The 24,479-nt window shown below is 50.7% G+C and carries 25 protein-coding genes; 15 read left to right on the forward strand and 10 right to left on the reverse strand.

Features of this window, described 5'->3' with window-relative positions; genetic code table 11:
- Positions 1-162 precede the first annotated feature (162 nt).
- Both IXB28_RS03405 and IXB28_RS03410 read left to right on the forward strand, forming a co-directional pair.
- Positions 163-846 carry an HAD family hydrolase gene (locus tag IXB28_RS03405; RefSeq protein ID WP_215617139.1) on the forward strand — a complete coding sequence of 228 codons (684 nt, stop codon included), beginning with the start codon at positions 163-165 and terminating at the stop codon, positions 844-846.
- A gap of 123 nt (positions 847-969) precedes the next feature.
- The gene (locus IXB28_RS03410) at positions 970-1,275 is read left to right on the forward strand and encodes a hypothetical protein (protein ID WP_215617140.1); all 306 of its coding nucleotides are present in this window, start codon (positions 970-972) and stop codon (positions 1,273-1,275) included.
- Positions 1,276-1,303: 28 nt separating this feature from the next.
- Here IXB28_RS03410 and IXB28_RS03415 read toward each other — a convergent pair whose 3' ends face one another.
- Together IXB28_RS03415 and IXB28_RS03420 are read right to left on the reverse strand one after the other, a co-directional pair.
- The gene (locus IXB28_RS03415; protein WP_215617141.1) at positions 1,304-2,215 is read right to left on the reverse strand and encodes a cation diffusion facilitator family transporter; all 912 of its coding nucleotides are present in this window, start codon (positions 2,213-2,215) and stop codon (positions 1,304-1,306) included.
- Positions 2,216-2,874: 659 nt separating this feature from the next.
- Entirely contained in the window at positions 2,875-3,459 is a 585-nt protein-coding gene (locus IXB28_RS03420; RefSeq protein WP_215617142.1) for a hypothetical protein, read from the reverse strand.
- A gap of 665 nt (positions 3,460-4,124) precedes the next feature.
- Between IXB28_RS03420 and IXB28_RS03425 the strand changes: the two genes are divergently transcribed.
- Positions 4,125-4,829 (forward strand): Crp/Fnr family transcriptional regulator, encoded by a 705-nt coding sequence (locus IXB28_RS03425; protein WP_215617143.1) that lies wholly within the window; start codon positions 4,125-4,127, stop codon positions 4,827-4,829.
- 117 nt (positions 4,830-4,946) lie between these two features.
- On the opposite strand, the gene IXB28_RS17140 is transcribed toward IXB28_RS03425, so the two are convergent.
- Both IXB28_RS17140 and IXB28_RS03435 read right to left on the reverse strand, forming a co-directional pair.
- Positions 4,947-7,019, reverse strand: a complete 2,073-nt coding sequence (locus IXB28_RS17140) for a serine/threonine-protein kinase (RefSeq protein ID WP_215617144.1) — start codon at positions 7,017-7,019, stop codon at positions 4,947-4,949.
- Positions 7,020-7,038: 19 nt separating this feature from the next.
- Positions 7,039-8,079: a LysR family transcriptional regulator gene (locus tag IXB28_RS03435; protein WP_215617145.1), complete on the reverse strand. Its 1,041-nt coding sequence runs from the start codon at positions 8,077-8,079 to the stop codon at positions 7,039-7,041.
- 413 nt (positions 8,080-8,492) lie between these two features.
- On the opposite strand from IXB28_RS03435, the gene IXB28_RS03440 reads away from it, so the two are divergent.
- The 3 genes from IXB28_RS03440 to hrcA all read left to right on the forward strand — a co-directional run bounded on the left by IXB28_RS03440 (position 8,493) and on the right by hrcA (position 11,170).
- Positions 8,493-9,239 carry a hypothetical protein gene (locus IXB28_RS03440; RefSeq protein WP_215617146.1) on the forward strand — a complete coding sequence of 249 codons (747 nt, stop codon included), beginning with the start codon at positions 8,493-8,495 and terminating at the stop codon, positions 9,237-9,239.
- Between the two features lie 101 nt (positions 9,240-9,340).
- Positions 9,341-9,820, forward strand: a complete 480-nt coding sequence (locus IXB28_RS03445; protein ID WP_215617147.1) for a 2Fe-2S iron-sulfur cluster-binding protein — start codon at positions 9,341-9,343, stop codon at positions 9,818-9,820.
- Between the two features lie 261 nt (positions 9,821-10,081).
- Complete coding sequence (hrcA, locus tag IXB28_RS03450) at positions 10,082-11,170, forward strand: heat-inducible transcriptional repressor HrcA (RefSeq protein WP_215617148.1); 1,089 nt, start codon at positions 10,082-10,084, stop codon at positions 11,168-11,170.
- On the opposite strand, the gene IXB28_RS03455 is transcribed toward hrcA, so the two are convergent.
- Entirely contained in the window at positions 11,128-11,742 is a 615-nt protein-coding gene (locus IXB28_RS03455) for a rhomboid family intramembrane serine protease (protein ID WP_215617149.1), read from the reverse strand. The genes hrcA and IXB28_RS03455 overlap by 43 nt on opposite strands.
- A 478-nt stretch (positions 11,743-12,220) precedes the next feature.
- Here IXB28_RS03455 and IXB28_RS03460 point away from each other — a divergent pair, with 478 nt between their 5' ends.
- A complete protein-coding gene (locus IXB28_RS03460; RefSeq protein ID WP_407659171.1) occupies positions 12,221-12,787 on the forward strand; it encodes a DUF4126 domain-containing protein in 567 nt (188 codons plus the stop codon).
- A gap of 55 nt (positions 12,788-12,842) precedes the next feature.
- Here IXB28_RS03460 and hemH read toward each other — a convergent pair whose 3' ends face one another.
- Positions 12,843-14,006 carry a ferrochelatase gene (gene hemH, locus IXB28_RS03465; protein ID WP_215617151.1) on the reverse strand — a complete coding sequence of 388 codons (1,164 nt, stop codon included), beginning with the start codon at positions 14,004-14,006 and terminating at the stop codon, positions 12,843-12,845.
- 114 nt (positions 14,007-14,120) lie between these two features.
- Between hemH and IXB28_RS03470 the strand changes: the two genes are divergently transcribed.
- On the forward strand, positions 14,121-15,308 hold the full coding sequence (locus IXB28_RS03470) for a site-specific integrase (protein ID WP_215617152.1): 1,188 nt from the start codon (positions 14,121-14,123) through the stop codon (positions 15,306-15,308).
- A 95-nt stretch (positions 15,309-15,403) separates the two neighbouring features.
- On the opposite strand, the gene fabG is transcribed toward IXB28_RS03470, so the two are convergent.
- The gene (fabG, locus tag IXB28_RS03475) at positions 15,404-16,150 is read right to left on the reverse strand and encodes a 3-oxoacyl-[acyl-carrier-protein] reductase (protein ID WP_215617153.1); all 747 of its coding nucleotides are present in this window, start codon (positions 16,148-16,150) and stop codon (positions 15,404-15,406) included.
- A 179-nt stretch (positions 16,151-16,329) separates the two neighbouring features.
- On the opposite strand from fabG, the gene trxA reads away from it, so the two are divergent.
- The 4 genes from trxA to IXB28_RS03495 all read left to right on the forward strand — a co-directional run bounded on the left by trxA (position 16,330) and on the right by IXB28_RS03495 (position 18,669).
- Positions 16,330-16,647, forward strand: a complete 318-nt coding sequence (gene trxA, locus IXB28_RS03480) for a thioredoxin (protein WP_215617154.1) — start codon at positions 16,330-16,332, stop codon at positions 16,645-16,647.
- Positions 16,648-16,810: 163 nt separating this feature from the next.
- Positions 16,811-17,296: a 2-amino-4-hydroxy-6-hydroxymethyldihydropteridine diphosphokinase gene (gene folK / locus IXB28_RS03485; protein ID WP_215617155.1), complete on the forward strand. Its 486-nt coding sequence runs from the start codon at positions 16,811-16,813 to the stop codon at positions 17,294-17,296.
- Positions 17,297-17,431: 135 nt separating this feature from the next.
- Positions 17,432-17,986: an NUDIX hydrolase gene (locus tag IXB28_RS03490; protein ID WP_215617156.1), complete on the forward strand. Its 555-nt coding sequence runs from the start codon at positions 17,432-17,434 to the stop codon at positions 17,984-17,986.
- Positions 17,987-18,096: 110 nt separating this feature from the next.
- On the forward strand, positions 18,097-18,669 hold the full coding sequence (locus IXB28_RS03495) for a hypothetical protein (RefSeq protein ID WP_215617157.1): 573 nt from the start codon (positions 18,097-18,099) through the stop codon (positions 18,667-18,669).
- Here the strand turns inward: IXB28_RS03495 and IXB28_RS03500 are convergent.
- Complete coding sequence (locus IXB28_RS03500; RefSeq protein ID WP_215617158.1) at positions 18,653-18,856, reverse strand: Pepco domain-containing protein; 204 nt, start codon at positions 18,854-18,856, stop codon at positions 18,653-18,655. The genes IXB28_RS03495 and IXB28_RS03500 overlap by 17 nt on opposite strands.
- 205 nt (positions 18,857-19,061) lie before the next feature.
- On the opposite strand from IXB28_RS03500, the gene IXB28_RS03505 reads away from it, so the two are divergent.
- The 3 genes from IXB28_RS03505 (at position 19,062) to IXB28_RS03515 (ending at position 21,908) form a co-directional block, all read left to right on the forward strand.
- Positions 19,062-19,742, forward strand: a complete 681-nt coding sequence (locus IXB28_RS03505) for a hypothetical protein (RefSeq protein ID WP_215617159.1) — start codon at positions 19,062-19,064, stop codon at positions 19,740-19,742.
- A 119-nt stretch (positions 19,743-19,861) separates the two neighbouring features.
- Positions 19,862-20,530: an HAD family hydrolase gene (locus IXB28_RS03510; RefSeq protein ID WP_215617160.1), complete on the forward strand. Its 669-nt coding sequence runs from the start codon at positions 19,862-19,864 to the stop codon at positions 20,528-20,530.
- Between the two features lie 433 nt (positions 20,531-20,963).
- Positions 20,964-21,908: a hypothetical protein gene (locus IXB28_RS03515; protein WP_215617161.1), complete on the forward strand. Its 945-nt coding sequence runs from the start codon at positions 20,964-20,966 to the stop codon at positions 21,906-21,908.
- A 73-nt stretch (positions 21,909-21,981) separates the two neighbouring features.
- Here the strand turns inward: IXB28_RS03515 and IXB28_RS03520 are convergent, their stop codons facing one another.
- Together IXB28_RS03520 and IXB28_RS03525 are read right to left on the reverse strand one after the other, a co-directional pair.
- Positions 21,982-22,167: a DUF4278 domain-containing protein gene (locus IXB28_RS03520; protein ID WP_215617162.1), complete on the reverse strand. Its 186-nt coding sequence runs from the start codon at positions 22,165-22,167 to the stop codon at positions 21,982-21,984.
- 147 nt (positions 22,168-22,314) lie between these two features.
- Positions 22,315-24,408, reverse strand: coding sequence for a S9 family peptidase (locus IXB28_RS03525; protein WP_215617163.1), 2,094 nt, complete (start codon positions 24,406-24,408; stop codon positions 22,315-22,317).
- Between the last annotated feature and the right edge of the window lie 71 nt (positions 24,409-24,479).

Here is a 24,479-nt window from a genome sequence, read left to right on the forward strand (position 1 = left end):
ATCAGGGTGAGGGTTGCGATCGCAGCTAATACGGTGACTTTGTCTGGTTTTATCTGTTTTTTCATGGGCTACCTCCATACGATGGACCGTCGGCACGGGCTATGGTCAAGTAGTTAACCCGGTGCGGTCAGTTCACCGGCATACTTTGAGCATCACCACCCTATGTTAAAAGCTGTTTTATTCGATCTCGACGGTACCCTGGCCCATACGGACCCCATTCATTTCCAAGTGTGGCACGCTTTGCTAGCCCCCTATGGCATGACGGTAGACCAGGACTTTTACGATCGCCATATTAGTGGCCGTTTGAATCCTGACATTGTCAGTGACTTGCTACCTCAGCTATCCCTGGAGGAAGGCGTCGCCTTTAGCGCCGACAAAGAAGCCCAATTTCGGCAGCTAGCGGCGAATAAGTTACAGCGGATGGATGGCCTCACCGATTTTTTGCACCACCTTGGGCAACAGGGCTATGCCACTGCCCTCGTCACCAATGCCCCTCGCCCCAATGCGGAATTCATGTTAGACGTGTTGGCCCTCCAGGGGATATTTCAGCCCGTGGTTATTGCGGATGATCTACCCAGGGGAAAGCCCGATCCCTTGCCCTATCAAACCGCCCTAGGGCAATTGTCCCTAGCACCCGAAGAAGCGCTGGTATTTGAAGACTCCCCCACGGGGGTGCGGGCGGCGGTGGCGGCGGGGATTCCCACCGTGGGGGTGACATCCTCCCACAGTGACGCCACCCTGATGCAGCTGGGGGCAATGTGGGCCATTGCCGATTACACCGATCGTCGCTTAAATGCCTATTTGGCTGCCGCCACTGGGCCTAAGGATTCATGTCTATCCTATTGAGGGGGTAAAGATTTCCCGGTGGTGGCAGTTGCTGAGAATGGTGTAGTTGCCAGACTGCTAATGCCTCTTAGATGCTAAGTATGGATTAGGTTCAGATTTGATCAGCCACTGCCAATTGCCACCATGAGTAATGTTTCCGATAGTCCAGGGAGTCAGCCCCAAACGGTTCAGGATCGTCTGGCGAATTTACGACAGCTAGCCCAGGCGTTTCCGAAGGAACAACGGGAAGATGTCCTACTTGAATTGGATGACTTGAGTACCGATTTGCGTACGAATGGGTCGAGTTTGCAAACGCTTCAATCTCGGTTAAAGCGCCTTGCTGCGATCGCTATGATGGCTCGCATGTTTGCCACAAACAACCAACAAGCCATTGAAGACTTTGCCAGTAACCTGGTTGAGCTGACCAAGGCCACGAAGGTGGAGCATTGATGGGTGGGCGCAGGGTTAATCGGGGTAGCTAGTAATACTGCCTCAGGGGCATGGTGTAATCTTCTTCCACCCACACTTGCGTACTGACGGGACCATAGTGGTGGCGTAGGGCGCTGTCCACCCGTTCCCCAATGGTGCGGGACATGCCCAGGCACTCTGGATGCACGGCTAAATACAGTTCAATCCACACCTGTCGGCCGACCATGCCTCGGGACCGAATCCGGTTGCAGCGGGTTACCCCTTCCACGGTGGTCACCACTTGGGCAATGGCTTCTGGGGCAATGGCGGTGGGTTTTAGCAACATGGGGAGCTGGGTGTTGAGCACCCGCCAGAAACTCTGCAGCGTCAGTGTCACAAGGGCAATGGCCATGAAGGGATCCAGCCAGCTATAGCCGCGCCAAATGCCGATTAAGCCCACCAACATGGCTATACTCAGCCAGCCATTATCTAAAACATGTTGGGTGGTGAGCTTGAGGGCGATGCTGCCTAGGGCTCGTCCCCGATACGAGACGAAAAATGCTAAGCCGATAGCAACGGCCACCATGGCGGCGATCAGCTGTATTAGGGCGACCGTCACCTCCACTGGAAATGGATTGGTCGCTCCCCCCATGACGTCTTGAAATTGGCTGAGCGCAACGATCAAAATATTGACGCCAAAACAGCCCAAAAGCGCCGCCAGCATCAGCGTACTGCCAACTTCTCCGCGACCGTGGCCCCATATTTCTTTGCCCAATATCCGTTGTGGCGAGGCGATCGCCGTGAGGCTGAGGGCCGTGCTAAACACATCAATTAAGGTGTGTAGGGCTTCGGCCAATAGGGTGACCGATTGGCTGACCCAGCCAGCAATCACTTCAATGGTCAAAATTACCAAATTAGCCCACAGCAGCATCAGCAGTAGGCGATAACAGGTTTGCCTTTGCTGTCCGGTGTCTAGAACCATCCCGTCTCGCTGGTTGCGATCGCTAAAGCCCTGAAATAGTAGCAGCTATAGACAGTGCAAGCGAAAAAAACACAGTACAGTTGGCTTAACTTGTCAAAACCTTACTGATTCTTCCTTGGTAGGGCGTACTAAAAAAAGTAACCCCCGCCCCATACGGTCTATATTCAGTAGGCTTAACTCCATGGATGGCTCTACTGACACTATTTGAATCCTTAGAAAAATAATCTATGAACGGGGCCCTATTTTGTCCAATTGCTGGCCACTCACTAATTGCTGGCCACTCACCAATTGCTGGCCACTCACCAATTGCTGGCCACTCACCACTCGCTGGCCACTCACCAATTGCTGGCCACTCACCACTCGCTGGCCATGTACTTGATGTTCTGACTAAAATAATGACGGTAGCGGCATTTAGTCAGAAGCCAAGCGACCCATATCTTTTATCCAAAACTTCAAAGCATAATCGCGGCTAGATGCTCTGAAGCTCCTTAAGATTTTTAGAAATAGATAGTCGAAGAAAATTTAAAAGCAGAAAGGGCACCGACGACTGGCCGTGTTTCGTCTCGGTGCCCTTACTGGTTCGCTCCTCACACACAAGACAAGTTTAGGCTAACTGGCCGAGTTTGTCACCCCCACACCAAAAAAATATGGAACCTTTTTCAAAACTGTTCCACCAGTTGATAGCCCCAACTATTGTGTAGTAATTCTTTCAGCACCACTTGCGCTACTTGAATCCATGGCAAGACGATGGAGGATTCAGGTGATGTGGGTGAAATATGCCCTGTACATCGGTCAATGGCTGAGACCAAATCCGTCGCTTGATGTACGAGGTGTAAAGATGTGGTTTCATGCCAAGCATCACAAATATGCAACAGTCCATCCAGCATCTGCTTCAGGGAAGGTACTGACGTGATCAAGCTCAATCCATAGATTGTCTGCGTATGATCTCCTACGGTCTGGATATCGATGCTGGATATACGGGTAGACCATCGGTGGCATAGTTCATATCCAGACTGTAATTGCCACAAAATATCCGGCGTCATACTGGGGGCGGCTTGGGTCAGAGGGGGGAGGCCATGGAGGTGCAGGTATTGCTGCCATTGCTGGAGTCCCTGGTCTGCGATCACAAATTCCAGGCAGCCCGTGTCAGTTTTTTTGACCTGGTCCCAAATGGCCGGGTCCCCAGATTCTGTTAAAACGGATAATAATACCGACGCAACTTCGTCCACAGACCATGGGCCCATGGGGGCTATTTTCAGTGGAATTGCAGAAAAATACGTAACCGTCTCCTGACATATCAACTTTTTTACGGGAATGTCCCGATGACAAATCTTTGTGATTTTACCGATGCTTAATAAAACCCCTGAAGATGTAGCAGGAGTGTGAAGGTTTAATGTGTTGCTTCTTTGACTGATGTGATGGAGATCATCAATTTTTGAAGCTAGGTTAGATTGCAACGTCCGTTTTAACGAAAACCATGTCATATTTGTATTAACTCGGTAAAAGTACAGAGAAAATTCTGTGGTTCTTTTAGTTGAGGTGTAAGTAAACGTACATAGCGTTACTGAAAATTCAGTTGTCTGCTTCAAAGAAAGCTGAAGGAAATATAAAGAAGTTGATTTCAGGATGCCAACTGGATCAGCCGTTTGTATTAATGTACTTAATGTATTTGTTTCGTATACTGATCGTGGTTCTACGGTTGACGGATACAGCGGTTCCTTGGTAGGTGACGTAGGTCTTTAATATCCTTTTAAATTCACAATAAACGCTTATTTTCAGGGCGCATCAATGACTGGGGTTTTCTTATATCGAAAGCATTCCAGCCAGCTTGTTTTGGCTCAAAACTCTATGGCTTGACACTAGGTAAATGACACTAACTGAATTATCGACAACTTCCAGTACCGTTCCCATGTCCTCATCTATCCCATCGGATGACGCTCGGCCATTCCATGTGTGGCAACGCATTCTTGACTGGGCCCAGGAACACTATCGATGCCGTACTTTTAGTAAAGATGAGCGCATTCCTACTCGTCCAGGTCTGCTGTATTTAGTACAACAGGGAGCCGTGCGGTTGGTGGGGAGTGCCCAGGTCAGTGCCACCCTTAAGCAGCAAAAGAGTTCTTCATCTCGCATGCCATTGGTGGCAGCAGAGGAGGCCTTTTTAGGATTCGTTGGTGCCGGTCAACCCTTTGAAATTGTGGCCCAGCCTCCATTTACCCTGCAAAGTTTTTCCCACGTCGATCACACAACGATTGTGTGGCTTTACTGGAATGATCTAGATACTTGGCCCCATTTCCGCCGTGAAGTTTTAGATGCATTTCGCCGCCAGCACCAGCGCAAGCTGCTATGGCTAAGTACCTTAGGCCAGCGACGCACTATTGATCGTCTACTGGGCTTTTTGACCCTGCTAGTGGATGAGTATGGTGAGCCCTGTGAGAATGGCTACTATTTGCCCTTTCCATTGACCCATGCCCAAATTGGTAGTGCGATCGGCTCCACTCGAGTAACTGTGACACGTCTGATGGGTAAGTTGCGTCAGCGCGGTTTGATTCAAAGTCATGGAGAGAATTTAATCAGTATTCCCTTTGGTGCCAGCCTCAAACAGCAGGGATAGGCTTTGCAATATATACGCTTTAGATGAGGCGGGGGTAGTCCTCCGTCTTGATTTCTGTTGGCTGTAATCGGTCCGTTTTTATCGGTTCGTTCTGTGGCTGGTTTGGCTCTGATGCAATTATTGCAGGGATGCAAAACCGGCTTTGTTTAATGCCGCCTGTCCTTCTTTGGATCGCAACAGGGTGGCATAAATATTGCCTATGGGGTTGTCTGGTGTGCTTACGATATAGAGTGGTCGGGTCAGGGGATAGTCGCCCGATTCAAAGCTATCTAGGTTGAGTTGGTTGCGCTGGCCAGGGCAATTTTGCAAGTCGATATAAGGGAGCTGGTAGGGGGGATGCTGGTCAATGGCGATTGGCTTGACCGTGCATTGACCGACCACTTCTGGGGCCGATGCAAAGTAAATGGCGCCGGGCGTATTGCCGGTTAGGCGTAGGGCTTCCGTGGTGTTTGCGCTACGTTGAACGCTGGTGGCCAGGGCTTCTCCATTTAGTACAGTTTTGCTAAAGAAGATGACGGTGCCACCGACGTCACTGCGAGAAATCGGCACGATGGGTAAATCTGGCCCCCCTAGCTGCTGCCAGTTGACGGCTCGACCGGTGTAAATATCCCTTAGTTCTGCTAAACGAATAGTTTGGATTGGTAAGTCTGGGTGGGTGACCACGGCCACCCCTTCGGTCGCAATGGGGATCTCTTCTAGGGTTAGTCCCTGTTGTTGGGCCTGCTGTCGCTCAGCTGCGGTCAGGGGGCGAGAGGTTTGGGCAAAATCTAGTTCACCGTTGATGAGCATTTGGATGCCAGTGGATGAGCCTGCGGCTCCATTGGTTGGCGATTGATAGATCAGCTGCAAGCCTGGAATGGCCTGCTGAATTTGTGCATCCACAATTCCTCGAATCGGGGCCCAAGTGGTACTGCCGCCGTAGCTAAATTGGCCTGGGGGCACAGCTACATCCTGAAACTTGCTGACGGATGGAATTTGGACCGTTTGACTATTACTGGTGAAAAATCCTTTTTGTTTAATCCACCAGCTCCCCCCAGCGATCAGGCCGATGAGTAAGGCCACTGCCGCCAATATGCCTGCCCGTGGTGGTGTTTTTTTTGTGGATGGGGGCGCCGCCGGTGGGGAAGCTGGCGCTGGACTGATGGGCGCTGCGGCCGGTGCGGTTACGGGAATCGGTGGCGGCGGTGATTTTTGGGCATAGGGTGGGGCGCTTGGCGGCGGTGGTGATTTTGCCGTTGCTGGGGCCCTGTTTTGCAGTAAGGCATCTAGGCTGTCTTGGGCGCTGGCATAGCGGTCTTGGGGGCTAAAGTTCAGGAGCTTGTCGATGACGTTTGCGAGGGTTTGGTCTTGGATTTGGACGTGGGTTTGCCAATGCCAACGGTTGCTGTAGCTATCAAATAGTTCGGCGGTGGTTTTGCCGGTCAACAGCACAATGCAGGTCACTGCTAGGGAATAGAGGTCAGAGGCTGGGAAGACCTGGCCACCTGTGACTTGTTCTGGAGGGGCATAGCCGGTGGTGTAGATGCCGGTTGAGCGGTTTGATGCGGTTGCCCCGGTGACTTGTTTGACGGCACCAAAATCCAACAGGTACAGCTGATTGTCCACTGTTTTCATGATGTTGGACGGTTTAATGTCCCGGTGGATGGCTCCGTTTTGGTGGACAAAGTCTAGAACTTTTAGGATGGAAATTAGGATTGCCTTAACGGCGCCCTCAGGAAGATTGCCACGGCGGTCGAGGATCTGGTCTAAATCTTCCCCGTCGATAAATTCTTGGACTAGGTAAAAGTATTCTTCATCGTTGCCGGAGGTGGGGGATTTGACCACCATGGGGAAATAGGCGTACAAATCTGGAATTTGTGGATGTTGGTTGCCTAGGCGCTCAAGTACTTCGGCTTCTCGGGCAAAGAGGGTTTGGGCAATTTGTAGCTGTTGCGGATTTAGTTGGGAGGAGGGTTGGAACAGTTTGACGACACAGGGGCGCTGGGTGGGGGTGTAGCGATCGCAGGCATAATACGCTGCGCCAAACCCCCCTTGCCCCAGCAGCCGGGTGGGCAAATAGCGGCCGCTCAAGATTAAGGGCATGCCACAGCTAGTGCAAAACAACTGCGCAGTGGTTTGAATCGATTGTTTTAGATTGGGATGGGGATTAAGGGGCCGAGCACAGCCTGGCCGAGTGCAGTGTAATTGCATGGATCAGCAACGCTTTAAACTAATTGCTCTCTTCCACCGGGTTTTGAGCTATGGGTTTCCCATTCGCTGGTGATTTGGCCGGGGCTGATTGACCCGCGCCATTCTTTTTGCGGTCTGATCGCTGATCAAAATCAATATCCCGGTTAGTAAACTGGGGCAAAATTTCCTTGGTGAATGCCCCAGCGGCCGTAGAACGGTAGCGATTGGGATTGAAAATGACCGATAGGGTGCGCTTCACCACCACCGAATCAATTTTGGCCCGGTGGATGACGCCCATTTGCAATTCCTTTTCAATGGCGGAGATGGATACAAAGGCCACCCCGAGGCCAGATTGCACCGCATTTTTAATGGCCTCAATGGAATTGAGTTCCATTTCAATCCGCAAGCGCCGAGTTTCAATGCCGCAGCGAGTTAATACCTGGTCAATCACCTTGCGAATGGTGGACTGGGAATCGAGGGAAATAAACTTAAGTTTGTAGAGGTCTTCTCGCTGGATGGCCTGACTGCTAGCCAATGGATGGAACACGGGCATAATTAAGGCCAGCTCATCCTCTGCATAGGGGATAATTTCAAGGGAATCTTGCAATTCTGGCGGCACCTCTCCGCCAATGATGGCTAAATCAATTTGGCCATTGCCCACACTCCACGATGTGCGCCGCGTGGAATGGACATGGAGCTGAACGGCCACATCGGGATAGCGCTGGCGGAATAAGCCGATCATCCTGGGCAGTAAATAGGTGCCCGTGGTTTGGCTCGCGCCCACAATCAGGGTGCCCCCCTGTAACTTCTGCAAGTCTTCGATGGCGCGGCAGGTTTCTTGGCACAGACTCAAAATGCGATCGCCATATTCCAACAGCAAATGCCCAGCTTCTGTAAGCTGGGCGCGACGACCGCCGCGATCGAATAGGGGGACGTCGAGCTGGCGTTCCAGGTTTTGTACCTGAAGGCTGACAGCGGGCTGAGAAACATAAAGGCTATCGGCAGCTCGCTTAAAACTACCCTCCGCCGCAATCGCCTTAAGAATGCGCAATTGATCTAACGTAAACGGGAGGTCAGACATAACGGTTAGGGTGTCAACGCCGGTATTTCGAACAAAATCCGTGGCATGTTTCGTGAAAACCTGGCAAGAGCATTATAGGTAATCAGATGGCGCTACTCTATCGCTGTTGACAAGCTAGCCAGCGTATTAACACCGTCGAGTCCACAGAATGCATAGCTCAATCATTCCTTATGAGGGGAGAATAGCTTAAAACGTTAACTAATATGTTGATTTATGGAGGAAACTTTGAGAGAACTTTTTGAATGACAGTTTGAGATCGCAGATGATGCCCTGGCCAGAACTGGTTTATCGCCTGCATGTATTCACTACCACCATTCCCAATATCAGCAAAAAAACAATATTAAATGCCGACAGCCATCGTTCAACACTCACTTTCACTTTGATGTGGATTTGACCTGTCTGCCCTTATCTATATGCAGTGCCAACTGATTCAAAATTTTATAAATCTGCCCGGTATTATCGGCTTTAGCCTCACGTCCGTAGACCAGGGGGAAATCCCGAGCGACATATATTCCGTCGGCTTTAACCAGGGCCGTTGTCCCGATCAGCGTCCCCTGCTAGTGCAAGGGATTCAGCAAATTATTCAAACTACCCCCCCTGCGTTAGAGTTCTGTGTTTTTCAATTTGGTGGGTATCAAGTGGAACTACATAAAGCTGAGAATGGAGCAATTTTGCTGATTTTTGGTGAAGGACCGCGCTCCAGTCAGCATTCAAAAGCTGTCAATGAATTAATGCACTTCATTAAGGCAGACTATGCTGCTCTAATTGAAAGTATCGAAACCTTGAATGCGGGCAATGCCTCAGGGACGATTGCCACAGATCTCGAGCAGCTGCCTACCGTACCTGTGGACACGGTGCTCGCTGCGATGAATAGCGTTAGTCAGGTGGCTAGGCGCTATCTCGGTGCTCAGCTGGTGGTCAATCACTGGCGAGCGTCCCAGCTGCGCGATAGCGACTGGCTGGGGCAATTTCAAATCGCTGCGGATGGCACCCTCAGCGTTACCGAACGCCACCCAGAACTATCGCCAGAACAGCTCGCCGAGGTGCGCGTTTGGATTCAGCGGTTTCATCAGCGATGTACTCACATTATTCGAGACTATGACATCCTGTTGGCACAAACCCTGTCGCCATCCCATTGGCAGTTGTTATTTGGTGAATAGTTATTTGTTGAATAACCTTGTGATGCCCGGTTACCGATAATTAGAGATTTTTAGTTGAATAACCTCATAGCGCCCGGTTACCGATAATTAGAGATTTTTTAATGGTAAAAACAGTCCGTTTAGAACCGATTGCTCAAGAAAGTGCGGTGGAAACCAACGGCAACCTGTTGTCAGTGCTCTTGCATCGGGATTTGAGCGTCCTAAAAGAATGTGGCGGTCGAGGGATGTGCGCCACATGCCATATCTATGTTAACCGAGGCATGGAGTCGCTGACGCCCATCAGTCGTCGAGAACAGCGTACCCTTGCCATCATTACGTCCTGCCATGCTAATTCCCGGTTGGCCTGTCAAGCTCGAGTCATGGGCAATGGCGTAGTTGTGGAACTGCCCCCCGGCATGTACGTCAACTCTGTTCAAGATATTGAACCGTTGATTGGGCGGCGGGCGGATCAAGATTTGTTGCATCCCCTGACAGGAGCTGTGCTGGTAGAAAAAGGCAAGCTCATTACCCGGTCTATGTTGCGTCAAATTGAAAACAGCAAAGACTTAAACCTGAATGATTATTTTCAGCACAGTACCTAATGTTGGGCGCGTAGCCAAACGATGTGGCTCTTACGACTGCGGTTGTCAAGGGGGGGAAATTAACCTGGTGCCAGGGCATCCTGTAACAATATGTTTACACTTCAATTCTTAAAACTCTTTTAAGACAAGACAATCTAATATTTTTATTAAAGGATTTAGTATCCTATGGGTCTTTCTGACAGTTGGATAATTCTTACTATGGATTGGTAAGAGTGTCTCAATGGTGAATGGTGCTAAACACGTTGCTTACAATGAATTTTGATGGCTCCCGACAATACCAGTAACCTCAGTTCTCGTCAGCAGCAGGTGATGCGTGCCACTGTGCGCCACTACGTATCAACAGCGGAACCTGTCGGTTCGAGATCGTTGCTGGAAGCATTTGACTTAAATGTGAGTCCAGCGACGATTCGCAATGTTATGGGAGCCCTGGAACGTGCAGGTTTTTTGTATCAGCCCCATACGTCGGCGGGGCGGGTGCCGTCAGATTCAGGCTATCGGTTGTATGTGGATGAGCTGATTAAACCATCGAAGCCCACGGCCCAGCGTATGGATCGTTTGCTCAGCGAGCAGCTGCAGTGGCAGGGATGGAGTGTGGAGGCCTTGCTCCAAGAGGCAGTGCATATCTTGGCCCATCTGAGTGGCTATGTCGCGTTGGTAACGCTGCCTCAGCTAGAGAAAATGGTGGTCAAGCATCTACAGCTCGTGCAGATTGCGGCCCATCAGGTACTGCTGGTGGTCGTGCTCGATGGCTATGGTTCCGAATCGATGGTGGTGAGGTTGCCCCAGGGGACTACGGGGACGGGGGTGGCTGAGGACTCGACGGATCTCGATCGTGAGCTACAGATTTTATCTAATTTTTTAACCACTCAGCTGCGCGGACGGCCCCTATCTGAAATTTCTACTTTGGATTGGGAAGAGATAGACACGGCCGAGCACCATGTTCTGGCCCTGTGCCATGCCATTGACGACTTAGCCCAACGAAAACGCCATCCTCAAACCCATATTTTGGTGACGGGTATGGCAGATGTGCTGAGCCAGCCTGAATTTGCAGAGCAGAATCGGTTGCGTAATTTGGTGGCGTTATTGGCGGATGAGCGGGAGCAGCTTTGGCCACTGATGTGTGTGGATGAGAAACATCCGCTCAAAATTTGGATTGGCCAAGAGAACCCGTTAGAGCCGATGCAGGGATGTGCCTTGATTTCGGCTCCCTACAACCGGGATTCGATGGCGGTGGGAACGGTGGGGGTGATGGGCCCCACAAGGATGCTTTACGAAGATGCTATTGCGGCTGTGGAAGCGACGTCTAGCTATCTGTCTGAAATCATGTCAGGGTTGGATTTGAGTACGTAGGCGGCGATGATGCCGCTGATAAATCCAAATAGGTGGCTTTCCCAGGAAATGCCGGGTTGGGTGGGAAACAGACCCCAGAACATGGCCCCATAGGTAACCAATATAAATAAAGCTACTGCGATCGCACCCATGGTTCGTTCATAGTAGCCGCGCCCCAATAGAAAGCCAACGTAGCCAAAAATTACACCGCTAGCACCGATGTGTACTGAGCTGCCAGCCACCAATAGGCCGCCGAGTAGCCAGGTGCCCGCACCCCCTAAAAAAGCAATGATGACCGATGCCATTACCCAGGTGCGGATAGATTGCAGCATCACCCACCAGCTGAGGGTCAATAGGGGAATGCTATTGGCCATTAAGTGCTTAAAATCGCCATGGAGAAACGGCGCCAACCCAATTCCCCACAGGCCACTCAAAGATCGAGGACGAATACCGTATTGATTTAGACGGCCTCCAAAAACTAAAAAATCTATAATTTCTATGGCCCAAAGGGAAATTAATAAACAGCCCAACAGCTGAAACCGAGCTGTGGTGGCAGATTTTAGTTCAGTTAATAGAGGACGATCGGATGACATAGTGGGAGAGGGTACGAACTCACGATTTGGGCAGCCTATATAAAACCAAGTCGTTGCTGACTTTCCTTTAATCAGCAACGGCCAAACAAATTCCTGATGTAGGCTGCTTGTTTATTTATGGGGGGTGTCGCCTTGCGGGTCAGGATTTTTCTATCCCGTGGCATGCACGGACCTGTGGCATCCAAGGACCAAAGTTAACCCTGTGATCTACTAGTTCTAGATTAAGTCAACTCTTTAAAAGTTGCTGGTGCCTGGTTGGTAGTAAATGGGCGGTTATTGCTACTGGCCTCTGCCTGTCTTAAGTATTCGTCTGTTTAAAGATTGAACAAAGCTGACTGTTTACCCCACCTTGTGACCGCTGTGGATAGGGGTGTCCTTTCATTTTGTGTCTGTTTAATACTGGTTTGTTGGCCTGCGTTTTATTCAGATTGCTGTGGTCTTCAGGCTCATCTCACTCCATTGACCTAACGACGTGATTATTCCAGAACTCCTTGCCGTACTTGCAATTTCGGCGGCCACTGGTCTGAGGTTGGCCTTGCCTTTGTTGCTAATTGGCTTATTCGCAGGGGATAAGCTGTGGTCGACGGTGCCAATTTTGGCGAATATTCCAGAGACCTTGGTGATTGCTGTCTTGGTAATTTGGTCTTTGATCGAGCTGATTATTTCTAAGGATCGGGTCAGTCGCCGATTTTTGCAAAGTGCAGAACTATTTATTAGTCCCTTTGTGGGCACCATTGCTGGGATTGCGATCGCACGTTTAGCAGACATCACCGATAGCTGGCTGCTGGTGCTTTTAGCCATTACCGGTGGCGTCTTAGCGTTGGTAATTCAAATGGTGCAAGTGGGCTGGCTATATCGCTTTAAGAGCCCGCCCATGTGGGCCATCTTTATTGAAGATGCCCTGTGTATTTGTCTAGTATTTCTAGCATTTGATGCCCCTGAGCAAGGGGGCTTGATTGCCCTCTTCTTACTATGGTTGGCGATTCGCAGTTCTGCCATCTGGCGCCAATGGCCCAAAAAAGAAACAAATAGCCATAACAAATAGCCATGGGCATTGCACACAATACCCATGGCCAAAAACTATGAAATAAAACCGGTTACTACATCAAACCCGCAATATGTAGGGGACCGTGGCCGCTAACCATTTCCAATAGCAGGGCCAAGAACCCAACCATGGCCAAGCGGCCATTCCACACTTCTGCAAAGGGAGTCAGTCCCCATGCCGACTTGTCTTGGGGGTAGATCCGCACTTCCTTCTGGAGCTGGGCCGCATCTGAAAATAGCTTGCGGGGAGACTCTAGAGCTTTGACGACCATATTCCCCATATCTTCAATAAAGACAGGGTAGGTATTTAGGGCTGGCACCCGGTGAAACCCTTCGATGCCCGCTTCCTCAGCAATTTCTCGATATTCAATATCAATTTCTTGCAGGGTTTCGATGTGCTCTGACACAAAGCTAATGGGGACAACCACCAAATCATCGATGCCTTTCGCTGCCAACCCCTTGATGGCATCCTCAGTGTAAGGCTGCAGCCATTCCACCGGACCCACCCGGCTCTGGTAGGCCAGGGTGAAATCATTGGGGCGACCAACCGCCTGCATAATCAAATCAACGCAGTGCTCCATTTCCCGCTGATACGGGTCCCCAGCCTCTTCCACGTAGCTGACCGGCACCCCGTGGGCACTAAAGAAAATATGACCGGTATTAGAATCGGGTAGCTTATCCAATTCCTGGGTAATCAAATCAGCCATGGCTCTGACATAGCCGGGGCTGTTGTACCAGGATGGAATTAGGGTGTAGTCAATTTTTTGTAGAGCCGGGTCATCTTGCCACAACTTGTCTAATAGACGAAAGCTAGAGCCACTAGTACTAATAGAAAACTGAGGGTATAGCGGCAGAATGACAAGCTCTTCAATGCCATCTTGCTTAATTTGAGCAACCGCTTCCTCTGTAAAGGGGTACCAATAGCGCATGCCGATGTAAATTTTTACATCGCGCCCTAGTTTTTGTAGATAGGCTTTTAGAGCCTCTCCCTGCTCTTCGGTAATGCGTCGTAGCGGAGAACCACCACCGATTTCCTTATAATTTTCCTGGGACTTACTAGCACGGCTAGTGGAAATTAGCCAAGCCAATGGTTTTTGCAACCACGGAGAAGGGAGTCGAATAATCTCTGGGTCAGCAAACAGGTTGAACAGAAAGGGACGTACATCCTCAAGCTGTTCCGGACCCCCAAGATTCAGTAATAAGACTCCAGTACGACCCATGACAGCGCGCTTACCTTTTAAACGAAGTTTTAATCATCTTTGACTTATCGTAACAACTAACTCCGACCTAGGCATATCGGATTTGTAGAAAATGAGAATATTTTTCATTTACCCATGGCTAAAGTAGCCTCTGTTCATCCCCTAGATACGTCCTTAACCCAGGTTAACCAGCGTTTGAAGGCGGCCAAATTAGGGTTGCAAATTGAGCGCCGTGGCGATCGGCTAAATCTGCGAGGAACCTTGCCGCCGCGTCCTGGAAGTCCTAAGCTGCGCCCCTATCAACAGCGAGTGCCCCTAAAAATTGCGGCGACTAAAGCGGGGCTAAAGCAATGTGAGCAGACGGCTAAAATTATTGCGGCTCAGTTATTGCAAAATATTTTTGATTGGCGGGACTACTTAGGTCCCATAGCGGGGCTGCGTATGGGTGGGGCCGATTTATCTTCCCAGATCGATGCTTTTGAAGCTAACTTCTTTGCCGCGCGTTCTTCAGAAACGTCGGCTGCGTCCTTGCGCACCACTTGGGAAAAAGCCTACGTGCCCTATTTGCGTAAACTGCACACTACGGCAGATCGACATCCTAATCTGAGTTTGCCCGAAGCGATCTATGCCACGGTGCAAAGCACCCAGGCAAATTCTCGCAGTCGTCAAATTTGTTGTACCGCGTTAGCCGCCTTTGCCGAGTTTTTGAATTTGGAGCTGCCAACGGATCTGAAGTCCTTTTGGGGAACCTATGGTACTAGCCAGACCCAACTGCGCGATTTGCCCTCAGATGAGCAAATTCTCGAAGTTTATGACCGCCTAAAGAACCCTCGCTGGAAGTATGTTTACGGCATGATGGCCACCTATGGCTTACGTAACCATGAGGTGTTCTTTTGTGCGCCAGCCAGCGGCACGGGGGCAAAGCCATCCTCTGACCGTGAAATTATTGTGCAGGAAACGACCAAAACCGGTCGCCATGCGGTGTGGCCTTTCTATCCAGAATGGGTGGAACGGTTTGATCTATTAAATGGAGAACTGCCTAGGATCAATACTGACCTGAGCACCACGACGCTACAGCGGGTGGGACAACAGGTGACCACCCAGTTTCGGCGCTATGAAATTCCCTTTTCTCCCTATGATTTGCGCCATGCCTGGGCGGTGCGAACAATATTGATGGGGTTGCCCGATGCCGTTGCGGCCAAAATGATGGGCCACTCGGTGCAGGTGCACAATCGCACCTACCACCGTTGGATGACCCACCGGGATCAGCAGGCGGCTGTGCAAACCGCGTTGGCGAAAAATAAACTTTCGGCACCTATGTAGGGGACGGCTTCGACTCCGTTCAGGGACCGACGGCTGAGCGGAGTCGAAGCCGTCGGTCCCTGAACGGAGCTTTTGGCTAAGCCCCATAGGGGCGATTACATCACCATGCCGCCGTCGACATTCATGACCTGGCCAGTAATGTAGGCCGCTGCGGGATCGGCGGCTAGGAAACGAATCAGGCCTGCGACCTCATCTGCCTGACCGTAGCGGCCTAGGGGAATATACTTCAAAATTTCTTCGGTGTTGGGAAGCTCATTGGTCATGTCCGTGGCGATAAAGCCAGGGGCGACCGCATTCACTGTGACACCACGGGGGGCCATTTCCTTGGCCACGGTTTTGGTAAAGCCAATGACACCCGCTTTGGCTGCGCTGTAGTTAGCTTGGCCAGGGTTGCCCATGAGACCAGCCACAGAGGAAATATTGATGATGCGGCCGGAGCGTTGCTTTAGCATGATTTTGGCCACGGCGCGGGTGCAGAGAAATACGCCAGTGAGGTTGAGGTCGATGACCGCCTGCCAGTCGGCGGGTTTCATCCGCAGTAGCAGGGTGTCGCGGGTGATGCCAGCATTGTTTACCAGGACATCGATGCGACCAAATTTATCTTTGGTGGCCTTGATCAACGCATCTACTTGATCTTCTTGGGAGACATCGGCCTGCAGGGAGATCGCACTGCCCCCTGCCTCGGTAATTTCAGCGACCACTGCATCTGCAGCGGTACTAGAGCGTGCGTAGTTCACCACCACACTAGCGCCTTCTGCCGCGAGGGCAAGGGCTGCCGCTTTACCGATCCCGCGGGATGAGCCAGTGATGATAGCGACCTGATCTTGCATTGCTCCAGTCATGGTGAGGGGGAAATGGGTAACAGCTCGATCACTCTATTATTTTTGGGGCGCGAGGATCAAACGGCCGGTGCCCTGGCTGGTGGTCTTTTCTAAGGAATACAAAGGATTAGCTTAAATCACACCCAATTTTGTGGGGGCTCGCCTAGCATGAAGGCATAACCCATTCTGGATGTAGAACCATGGCTGTCAAACAACAATTTTCTAGTTTTCAAGAGATGCTGGAAGGCTCTGAAAAGCCTATGCTAGTGGACTTTTATGCCACATGGTGCGGCCCTTGTCAGTTAATGTCCGGCATATTGCAGCAGGTTAAAGGTCAGCTCCAAGATCAGGTGCAGATCGTGAAAATTGATACGGATAAGTATCCCAATGTGGCATCCCAGTATCAGGTGCATGCGTTGCCCACGATGGTGCTGTTTAAAGACGGTCAGATCGTGGATCGGATTGAAGGTGCCCTGAGTGCGGATAAGTTGGTGGCGCGGCTGCAGCCGAATTTGTAGGGATTATCAATGGTCAGTTAGGGAAGCTCGACTTTCTGGGGAGAAGTTCTTCTTTTGGAGGGACGGGTTTTCAGGTGCGGTGAATGTTCCGTGCGCTCTGTGGATCACAGCGGTTATGATAAAGAGCCCCCGAACTGGGGGGTGACAGACTTATCAAAACGGTATGGAAACGGCATGTGCCATTGCCCTGGGGAGTAACCTGGGGGACTCGGAGCAAACGATTGAAACGGCATTGGCACAACTGGATCAAATAGATGGTATGCGGTTGGGGCTGCGATCGCAGCTCTATAAAACCGCCCCAGTGGGTCCACCCCAGCCCGACTACATCAATGCCTGTGCCATTTTCCACACCACCCTCAGCCCAGAGCAGGTGCTCCAGGTTTTACTCCTCACCGAAACGAGGTGTGGCCGCGTTCGTCGTGAGCGTTGGGGACCGCGCACCCTTGATCTAGACCTATTGCTATATAGCGATCGCGTCATGGATACCCCTAGCCTGACCTTGCCCCATCCCAGGATGCATGAGCGCGCCTTTGTCCTGATGCCGCTGGCGGAAGTCGCCCCTGAGTTGCCCCATCCCATCCGCCAGCAAACAATCAAAGAATTATTGATGCAAGTAGATATTTCCGGCGTTTATCCATTAGTGGCTTAGTTGATCTGGTCAACCTGTCCTTCGCTGGCTGAGCGTAGTCGAAGCCAGCGAAGGACAGGCAAAGCCAGCTAGGGGCAGTCGAAGCTACCGTTTGATGGTGTACGCTAATGCCGTTACTCCACTGCATCTATTCTTATGTCCCTTGGTTTAGAACCTCCCCAGCTGCTGCAGAAGTGTCTCTTCTATGCCGGACGCAAATTTGACTTTGAAGTTAACCGCCTGCGGCTACCCAACAAAGTAGAAGGCCAGTGGGAATGTATTCGCCACCCAGGGGGAGCCATGGCCGTACCGATCACGTCCGATGGCCAACTGGTGTTGGTGCGGCAATATCGCTTTGCCGTACGGGGAAGACTGCTAGAGTTCCCGGCGGGCACGATTGAAACCGGGGAAGATGCATTTACAACCATCCAGCGAGAGATCGAAGAAGAGACCGGTTATAGCGCTAAAGATTGGACCAACCTAGGTAAGTTTCCATTAGCACCGGGCTACTCAGATGAATTTATTTTTGCGTTTCTGGCCAAAGGGTTAGAGCAGCTAGAGGTGGCACCGGAGCAAGATGATGACGAAGATATCGAAGTTGTCTTAATGACGCCAGAAGAATTTGAAAAAGCGATCCATAGTGGTGTGGGCGTAGATGCAAAATCGATTGCCGGGTACTTTTTAGCAAAACCATTTTTAGATCAAAAATAGCCGTTGCAGATTTTGGCAATGAAACGGTCTAGCACGGTGGCTTAATGTGCCGGATATAATCATTATTCTGAGGATCAGCAACGCCGAGAAAAAAACTGTAGGGGCAGCTCATGAATACCACCGATTTATTTGTTGAGCTGATTATCATTGGTGTCGGTGCCACCATCTGGGCTGTGCTTTTGGTGCTCAGCATTTTCGGCTATAGCTGGGTGCCATTTGATCATCTATTTGCCCTGCCGTCATTGCTGCCAATTTTGGCCATTACCTACATTCTGGGCATTGTCACCGATCGGGTGGCCGACAATCTATTTGATGCCCTATGGAAGTCAAAATTGGCGCAACAGTTTTATGCCAAAGATGGAGACGACTATGACGACCGTCGCTATATTTATCTGCGATCTGAGCGGTTAGCTAGTTTGTTGGAATATGGCAGAAGTCGGTTACGGATCTGTCGGGGGTGGGTACTAAACACAGCGTGTATAGTAATCAGTCTGGATCTGTTTATTTTGTTGCAGATCCCAGGACGATCAACCAAGATTTCGATGTTGTTGTTTAGTAATCTTTTCTTGGCTTTGTTGATCTATGGCCTCTGGTTTTCGTGGCAACAGCTAACGCTGGCAGACTATCGTAAGGTGAAACGCCAGTCTGCGTGGTTGCGCTCCCATACTACTGAGGACGGCTAAATGTGAGGGTGATGCCGCCGCTATTGCCGAGGGAGCCGCCATTGCCAATCAGGCTGAGGTTACCTTCGGCATTGATTTCAACCGAAAGGGTAACTTCGCTGAGGGGAAGCCAATTTGGGGTGGCGTCTTGTTCGAATAGGTCGTTGACGACGGCGAGTAGGCCCTGCATTTGGGATTTGAGCAGCACTGTAACGGTTGCAGATAGCGATAGCGATTAATCCCAACGGTGATTGCCCAGTTAGCCATGTACCATGAGTCAGCAAATTATACCGATTCTAATGGCTGCTTCACGGATTTTGCTAGCTTTCCGGTCGTGATTGCCTGTAGTTTGTATGAAAAATTTAAGCTGCGGCTAAGTCCTTGTTCTAAATTTGCACCGATTCCATGGCTCAATGAAAATCTTTAAACACACCGCTTCAGAACTATCTCTACACAATCCGATCCCTTGGACTAACAAACTTTTTGTGGGAGTCTGGGGGGTACTAGGGCAAGGATTACCTTTGTTAGCTCTACTTAGCTTAGTCTTCAGTTTGGGAGCCGGTCGGCAAAATTGTCAGCAGCTAGGCTCAATCCAGATCAGCCAGCCAGACCTGCTGCCTTCACGGTTGGTTGTGGAACCTACATTGAACCGCGTCACGCCTACGGTGGTTGGCACGAAAATCATTCTAGGCAACAGCCTTCTAACTTCGAATACGTCTGTGCTTAGTCAAAATCAAGGGCAATGTGACCAAACCGTACAAATGTCGGTGATTGCTATATTGGTCTTGTTTTTGTCTATTGGCCTTGGCATACCTTATTTCGCATTACAATCCGAGACACTGATTTTTGATAAATCCACCCAACAGTTTCGCTGCATTCGCCATACCCTGTTGGGTAACAAAACCTGGCAATGTCCCCTCCATGAGATTCATGACGTAACCATAAATATTAGGCGTAATGATAGAACCTCTAAAACATATACCTATACCCTGACACTATTGCCAAAAGTAGGGAAAAAAAAGCTTCTATATAGTCCCCAACATCAGACAGAGGAAGCACGGGACGCAATCAAACAGTTTTTGAAAATTCTTTAGGGATCAACCGTGTAACGTTTATCGATTTGTTGTGTGCACAGCATCAGCCGAGCGCTCGTAGCGGATAAGGTTTAAACCACTTTCTAGATCTGTCTTGCTACGGTAGCGGAGTGCCCTGAATGAAATATGGAATCATTGCCACAGATTATGACGGTACCCTAGCCACCGATGGCGTTGTTGCCGATGCCACCATTGTCGCCATGGAACGCTACCGCGAAGCTGGGGGCAAAATGCTGATGGTGACCGGTCGGGAGCTGACGAATTTGCAAACAGCCTGCCCCCGGCTAGACCTATTTGAAGGCGTCGTTGTGGAAAATGGTGCCGTATTTTATCGGCCCAGCACCGATGAAATGACCCTGCTGGCCCAACCCTTCCCACCAGAATTTATGGCCAGCCTCCAGGCCCAGGATATAGAACAGCTGCACCAGGGGCAGGTAATTGTTACCACCTGGCAACCCCATGGCGAAACCGTGCAAAGGACCATTGCGGAACTAAGTTTAGACGCCCAGGTCATTCTCAATAAGCGGGCGGTGATGGTACTACCCACAGGTGTGGACAAAGCCAGTGGCCTAGGGACAGCCTTGAAACTGCTAGATCTGGAGACGGAAAAGGTGGCAGGCATCGGCGATGCGGAAAACGATGTGGACCTGTTGCGACGGGCCGATGTGGGGGTCGCCGTTGCCAATGCGCTCCCTAGTCTAAAAGCCATTGCGGATAAGGTGACCACCCAACCCCGTGGTGCGGGGGTGGAAGAATTGATTGGGTTTATTCTGGGCGATTTGCTGTAGAAGCCAGTCAACGCTAAACGGCTGGGGGGCTACACAAATCGCTGCGGGATAGCGATTGAGTAAGGCTGCTATGTTTCAAGTTTTGATGATTTGTCAGGCTTCTCTGATAATTGAGCGTTCTTAGGCGATGTGGCCTGGGGGCTGAAATCAAGTTTAGCTAGTTGAATTAACCCATAGTTGAGCCCAGTGGGTGATAGCGGGCTCTATACATAAATTTCTAAGTGTTTTGAGTATCGTACTTTTGCTTTGGTCTATGGATGGCTGCAATTAAGTATTTGTACGGGGAACACTTAATTGTGTTGGCTGATGTTTTTCGGAACCCGTTGTGAAGTGGTGCGTCGGTTTTTACAGACAGACTGTCTATGCCAGGGACCGCACTGACTACGGTCAGTTACATCTACTTCTTGATTCGCATCACACCCACCATTCACATATGCAGATTGTTAAGCAGACGCCCTCAGAGCTGATTCTGAGAAATCAGCCATCGAACGTGCGTAAAGGCATTGTTATTTTATGGGCTGTATTATTTTCTGGTATTCCCCTAGCTATGATGGGGGCTTGGATTTACGGATTGGGGGTGACCCAACTGAGCTGTCAGCGGGAGTCGAGTCAGGTCGTGTGCGATCGCACGCAATCCCGCCTTTTGGGCGCTCTCCCTGGTCCGGTCGAAACCTTTGACCAAGTTACGGTAGCTGAACTAAAAACATCGGCGGCGACTGAACGCAGCGTCACTGTTGTCGACAATTGGGTGGCGCTACAAACCGCCAATGGTGAAGTGGCCTATGTGGAAGAGCCCATGCGCATCAATGGTCGCAAGGGAACGGCTAATGAAATGCAGGCCATCACCGACCAAATTAATCAGTTTTTAGCCTCTGAACAAACCACCCTCACCCTTGAACGGGATCTGCGCTTTCGTCTTGGCAATAGCCTCTTTCCCCTGTTGTTTATGGGGATGTTTGTTGTGATTGGTGGTGCGGTCGTATATGTCTCTTTTCGGTCCGAAGAACTGGTATTTGATGCTACGACGCAACAGTTTCACTCTAGTTGCCGCACGCTTTTGGGGACCAAGAACTGGCAATGTGCGTTGAGTGACCTAGAAGACGTGGCGATGGATGTGCGCACCGATAGCCATGGTGATGCCATCTATGCCCTGAAATTTATCCCCCAACCCAGTCAGCCAATATTTATGTCAGGTTCGAAAGCTGATGTGGAAGAGACTTGCGGCTTAATCCGTGCTTTTTTGCAGGGGCAGGAGCCGACGGCGCCCCCAAAAAAACATAAAAAACTGCACGCCTCCCTAGACGTGCAGCAACAGATGAAAGACTATTCAGCATCAACAGTAAGTTTGCCGACTGGACCAGATTATGGTGCAGCCTGAAACTTAGCTCACTTAGGCGATCAGTCGTAAGTTCAATTCCAACTAATATCCATTCATTAGACAGCGGCAGGGCCTAAAGCTCGTGGTTGTACTTCACCCCGCGATAGGTAAGCTGTACGCGCTGGTGGTCATGGTCAGGCACCTTAAACGCTTTGCGCTTGAGGGGGGCACCGCGATAGGTGCCAATCCTTTCTGTGTCGGTTACCTGAATATTTTCGAAGTGTGCTTCGTAGTTTGCACCGTGAAATGAGAGCTTCATTTCGGTTCCTCCAAATGTGTAGATGCCATGACAGTGTGCCCAGCAATGGAGACGTTTTGCTAAACTTTCCTGCCGAAAACATCAAAACTGTGTAATTGACTACAGTTTATATTTAATCTGAGTGCATTTGATATCGATTGACAAAGCTTAAACTACTGTTGCGTTGCTTAACAAAGGTGGCTCCGTTGTGGCTAGGTTTAGGCTGTCGAGCATAAAGGTATATTCAAAGGCGGTTTCTTCGAGCCAGCCGTAGCGGCCAGATGCGCCGCCGTGGCCCGCATCCATATTGGTTTTGAGCAGTAGCTGGTTTTGGTCGGTTTTGAGGTGCCGCAGTTTGGCGGTCCATTTTGCCGGTTCCCAGTAGGACACCCTGGGGTCGTTGAGGCCACCGGTGATCAGCAGGTCTGGATAGGCTTGGGCCGCTACGTTGTCGTAGGGGGAGTAGGACTTCATGTAGTCGTAAAATTCTTTTTCGTTGGGGTTGCCCCATTCGTCCCATTCCATCACGGAGAGGGGCAAGGTGGGATCCAAAATGGTGGTGACGACATCCACAAAGGGGACGGCTGCGATCGCAACTTTAAACAAGTCAGGCCGCATATTTAGCACCGCACCCATGAGGAGGCCCCCGGCGCTACCGCCCATAATGGCCAGACGGTCTGCGCGGGTCCATTGCTGGGCGATGAGATATTCGGCGCAGGCAATAAAGTCGGTAAAGGTGTTCTTTTTGTAGAGAAATTTGCCCGCTTCATACCAGGGGCGACCCATTTCGCCACCGCCGCGAATGTGGGCAATGGCAAACACCATGCCCCGGTCTAGCAACGACAGCCGGGGGGAGGAGAAATAGGCGGACATGCTGGCCCCATAGGAGCCGTAGCCGTAGAGCAGCAGAGGATTTTCGCCACTGGGCTGAATATCTTTTTTGTACACCAAAGAGATGGGGATTTGGGTGCCGTCGGCCGCTGTGGCCATCAGCCACTCGCTTTGGTATTGGCTGCGATCGTAGCCCCCTAGTACGGGCGTTTCTTTTTTTAGCTGCCGCTGGTGGGTGTCCATGTCGTAGTCGAACACGGAGGAGGGGGTGATCAGCGACGTGTAGGAAAACCGCAGGGTTTTGTTGTCAAATTCTGGCATGGCGCCGGACCAAACAGAGTAGGTGGGCTCGGGAAAGTCCAGGGCGGTTTCTTCTCCGGTGGAGAGTTTTTGGATGCGAATGGTGGGCAGTCCGCCCTGGCGTTCGTAGATCACCATGTGATCTGTAAAGATGTCGATGTCTTTTAGCTGCACATCGGCCCGGTGGGGGATTACGGTTTGCCAGGTCTCTTTGCTGAGATTGTCCACTGGCGTTACCAACAGCTTAAAGTTGATGGCCGCTTCGTTGGTGATAATGTAAAACCGGCTGGCGCTGTTGTGGTCTCCAGGGTGGTGAGAAATGGAATATTCCACGCCGTACTGTCGGGGGCACACCACCTGAAACTCTCCATCGGGCCGGTTGGCATCTAAAATGCGAAGCTCGGAGGTGACTTTGCTGTTGATGGCGATCAACAAGTAGGCATTGCTGCGGGTGCCACCCACCGAAAGATAAAAGGCGTCATCCGCTTCTTCGTAGATGAGCTGGTCTTGGTCCGGCGTTTCCCCGAGCTTGTGTTTCCACACTTGGTAGGGGCGATGGGCGTCGTCTAGACGGGTGTAAAATACGGTGCGGTTGTCGTTGGCCCAGACAACTTCGCTGGTGTTTTCGATGGCTTCTGGATATATCTGGCCGGTGGCTAGGTCTTTGAACACCAGGGTGTACCGTTCTGAGCCGTTGGTGTCGGTGGCGTAGGCCAGTAGCTGATGGTCGAGGCTGGTTTCGTAATCGCCCAGGTCAAAAAACTCGTGACCTGTTGCCAGTTGATTTTCGTCGAGTAAAATCTCTTCTGGGTTGTCTAGGCTGTGCCGCTTGCGGCACAAAATGCGGTAGGCTTTGCCTTCTTCGGTGCGGCTGTAGTAAAAGTAGTCGCCGTTTTTTGTGGGTACAGATAGGTCGGTTTCTTGAATGCGGCCCAGCATTTCGTCGTAGAGTGCCTTTTGGAACGCTTTGGTATGGGCTGTTTGGGCCTCGGTGTAGTCGTTTTCGGCCTTGAGGTAGTCGAGGGTGTCAGCAGCGGTGCGATCGCGCAGCCAATAGTAATCATCAATCCTAATATCCCCATGGTTTTCCAGGGTTTTAGGCTGTTTCTTTGCGATTGGTGCTCCAGACATATGCAATCCCCTAATCTGCTATTGGTTCTAGAATACTGAGTCAGAGTGACCATAATATGGCGACTCCCGTG

Source organism: Leptothoe kymatousa TAU-MAC 1615, from assembly GCF_018739865.1.
Lineage (GTDB): Bacteria > Cyanobacteriota > Cyanobacteriia > Phormidesmidales > Phormidesmidaceae > Leptothoe > Leptothoe kymatousa.

Bases quoted from the DNA above. Each gene is read 5' to 3' on its own strand.
- IXB28_RS03405 (WP_215617139.1), top strand. From the start codon at position 163: ATGTTAAAAGCTGTTTTATTCGATCTCGACGGTACCCTGGCCCATACG.
- IXB28_RS03410 (WP_215617140.1), top strand. From the start codon at position 970: ATGAGTAATGTTTCCGATAGTCCAGGGAGTCAGCCCCAAACGGTTCAG.
- IXB28_RS03415 (WP_215617141.1), bottom strand. From the start codon at position 2,215: ATGGTTCTAGACACCGGACAGCAAAGGCAAACCTGTTATCGCCTACTG.
- IXB28_RS03420 (WP_215617142.1), bottom strand. From the start codon at position 3,459: ATGGGCCCATGGTCTGTGGACGAAGTTGCGTCGGTATTATTATCCGTT.
- IXB28_RS03425 (WP_215617143.1), top strand. From the start codon at position 4,125: ATGTCCTCATCTATCCCATCGGATGACGCTCGGCCATTCCATGTGTGG.
- IXB28_RS17140 (WP_215617144.1), bottom strand. From the start codon at position 7,019: ATGCAATTACACTGCACTCGGCCAGGCTGTGCTCGGCCCCTTAATCCC.
- IXB28_RS03435 (WP_215617145.1), bottom strand. From the start codon at position 8,079: ATGTCTGACCTCCCGTTTACGTTAGATCAATTGCGCATTCTTAAGGCG.
- IXB28_RS03440 (WP_215617146.1), top strand. From the start codon at position 8,493: ATGCAGTGCCAACTGATTCAAAATTTTATAAATCTGCCCGGTATTATC.
- IXB28_RS03445 (WP_215617147.1), top strand. From the start codon at position 9,341: ATGGTAAAAACAGTCCGTTTAGAACCGATTGCTCAAGAAAGTGCGGTG.
- hrcA (WP_215617148.1), top strand. From the start codon at position 10,082: ATGGCTCCCGACAATACCAGTAACCTCAGTTCTCGTCAGCAGCAGGTG.
- IXB28_RS03455 (WP_215617149.1), bottom strand. From the start codon at position 11,742: ATGTCATCCGATCGTCCTCTATTAACTGAACTAAAATCTGCCACCACA.
- hemH (WP_215617151.1), bottom strand. From the start codon at position 14,006: ATGGGTCGTACTGGAGTCTTATTACTGAATCTTGGGGGTCCGGAACAG.
- IXB28_RS03470 (WP_215617152.1), top strand. From the start codon at position 14,121: ATGGCTAAAGTAGCCTCTGTTCATCCCCTAGATACGTCCTTAACCCAG.
- fabG (WP_215617153.1), bottom strand. From the start codon at position 16,150: ATGACTGGAGCAATGCAAGATCAGGTCGCTATCATCACTGGCTCATCC.
- trxA (WP_215617154.1), top strand. From the start codon at position 16,330: ATGGCTGTCAAACAACAATTTTCTAGTTTTCAAGAGATGCTGGAAGGC.
- folK (WP_215617155.1), top strand. From the start codon at position 16,811: ATGGAAACGGCATGTGCCATTGCCCTGGGGAGTAACCTGGGGGACTCG.
- IXB28_RS03490 (WP_215617156.1), top strand. From the start codon at position 17,432: ATGTCCCTTGGTTTAGAACCTCCCCAGCTGCTGCAGAAGTGTCTCTTC.
- IXB28_RS03495 (WP_215617157.1), top strand. From the start codon at position 18,097: ATGAATACCACCGATTTATTTGTTGAGCTGATTATCATTGGTGTCGGT.
- IXB28_RS03505 (WP_215617159.1), top strand. From the start codon at position 19,062: ATGAAAATCTTTAAACACACCGCTTCAGAACTATCTCTACACAATCCG.
- IXB28_RS03510 (WP_215617160.1), top strand. From the start codon at position 19,862: ATGAAATATGGAATCATTGCCACAGATTATGACGGTACCCTAGCCACC.
- IXB28_RS03515 (WP_215617161.1), top strand. From the start codon at position 20,964: ATGCAGATTGTTAAGCAGACGCCCTCAGAGCTGATTCTGAGAAATCAG.
- IXB28_RS03520 (WP_215617162.1), bottom strand. From the start codon at position 22,167: ATGAAGCTCTCATTTCACGGTGCAAACTACGAAGCACACTTCGAAAAT.
- IXB28_RS03525 (WP_215617163.1), bottom strand. From the start codon at position 24,408: ATGTCTGGAGCACCAATCGCAAAGAAACAGCCTAAAACCCTGGAAAAC.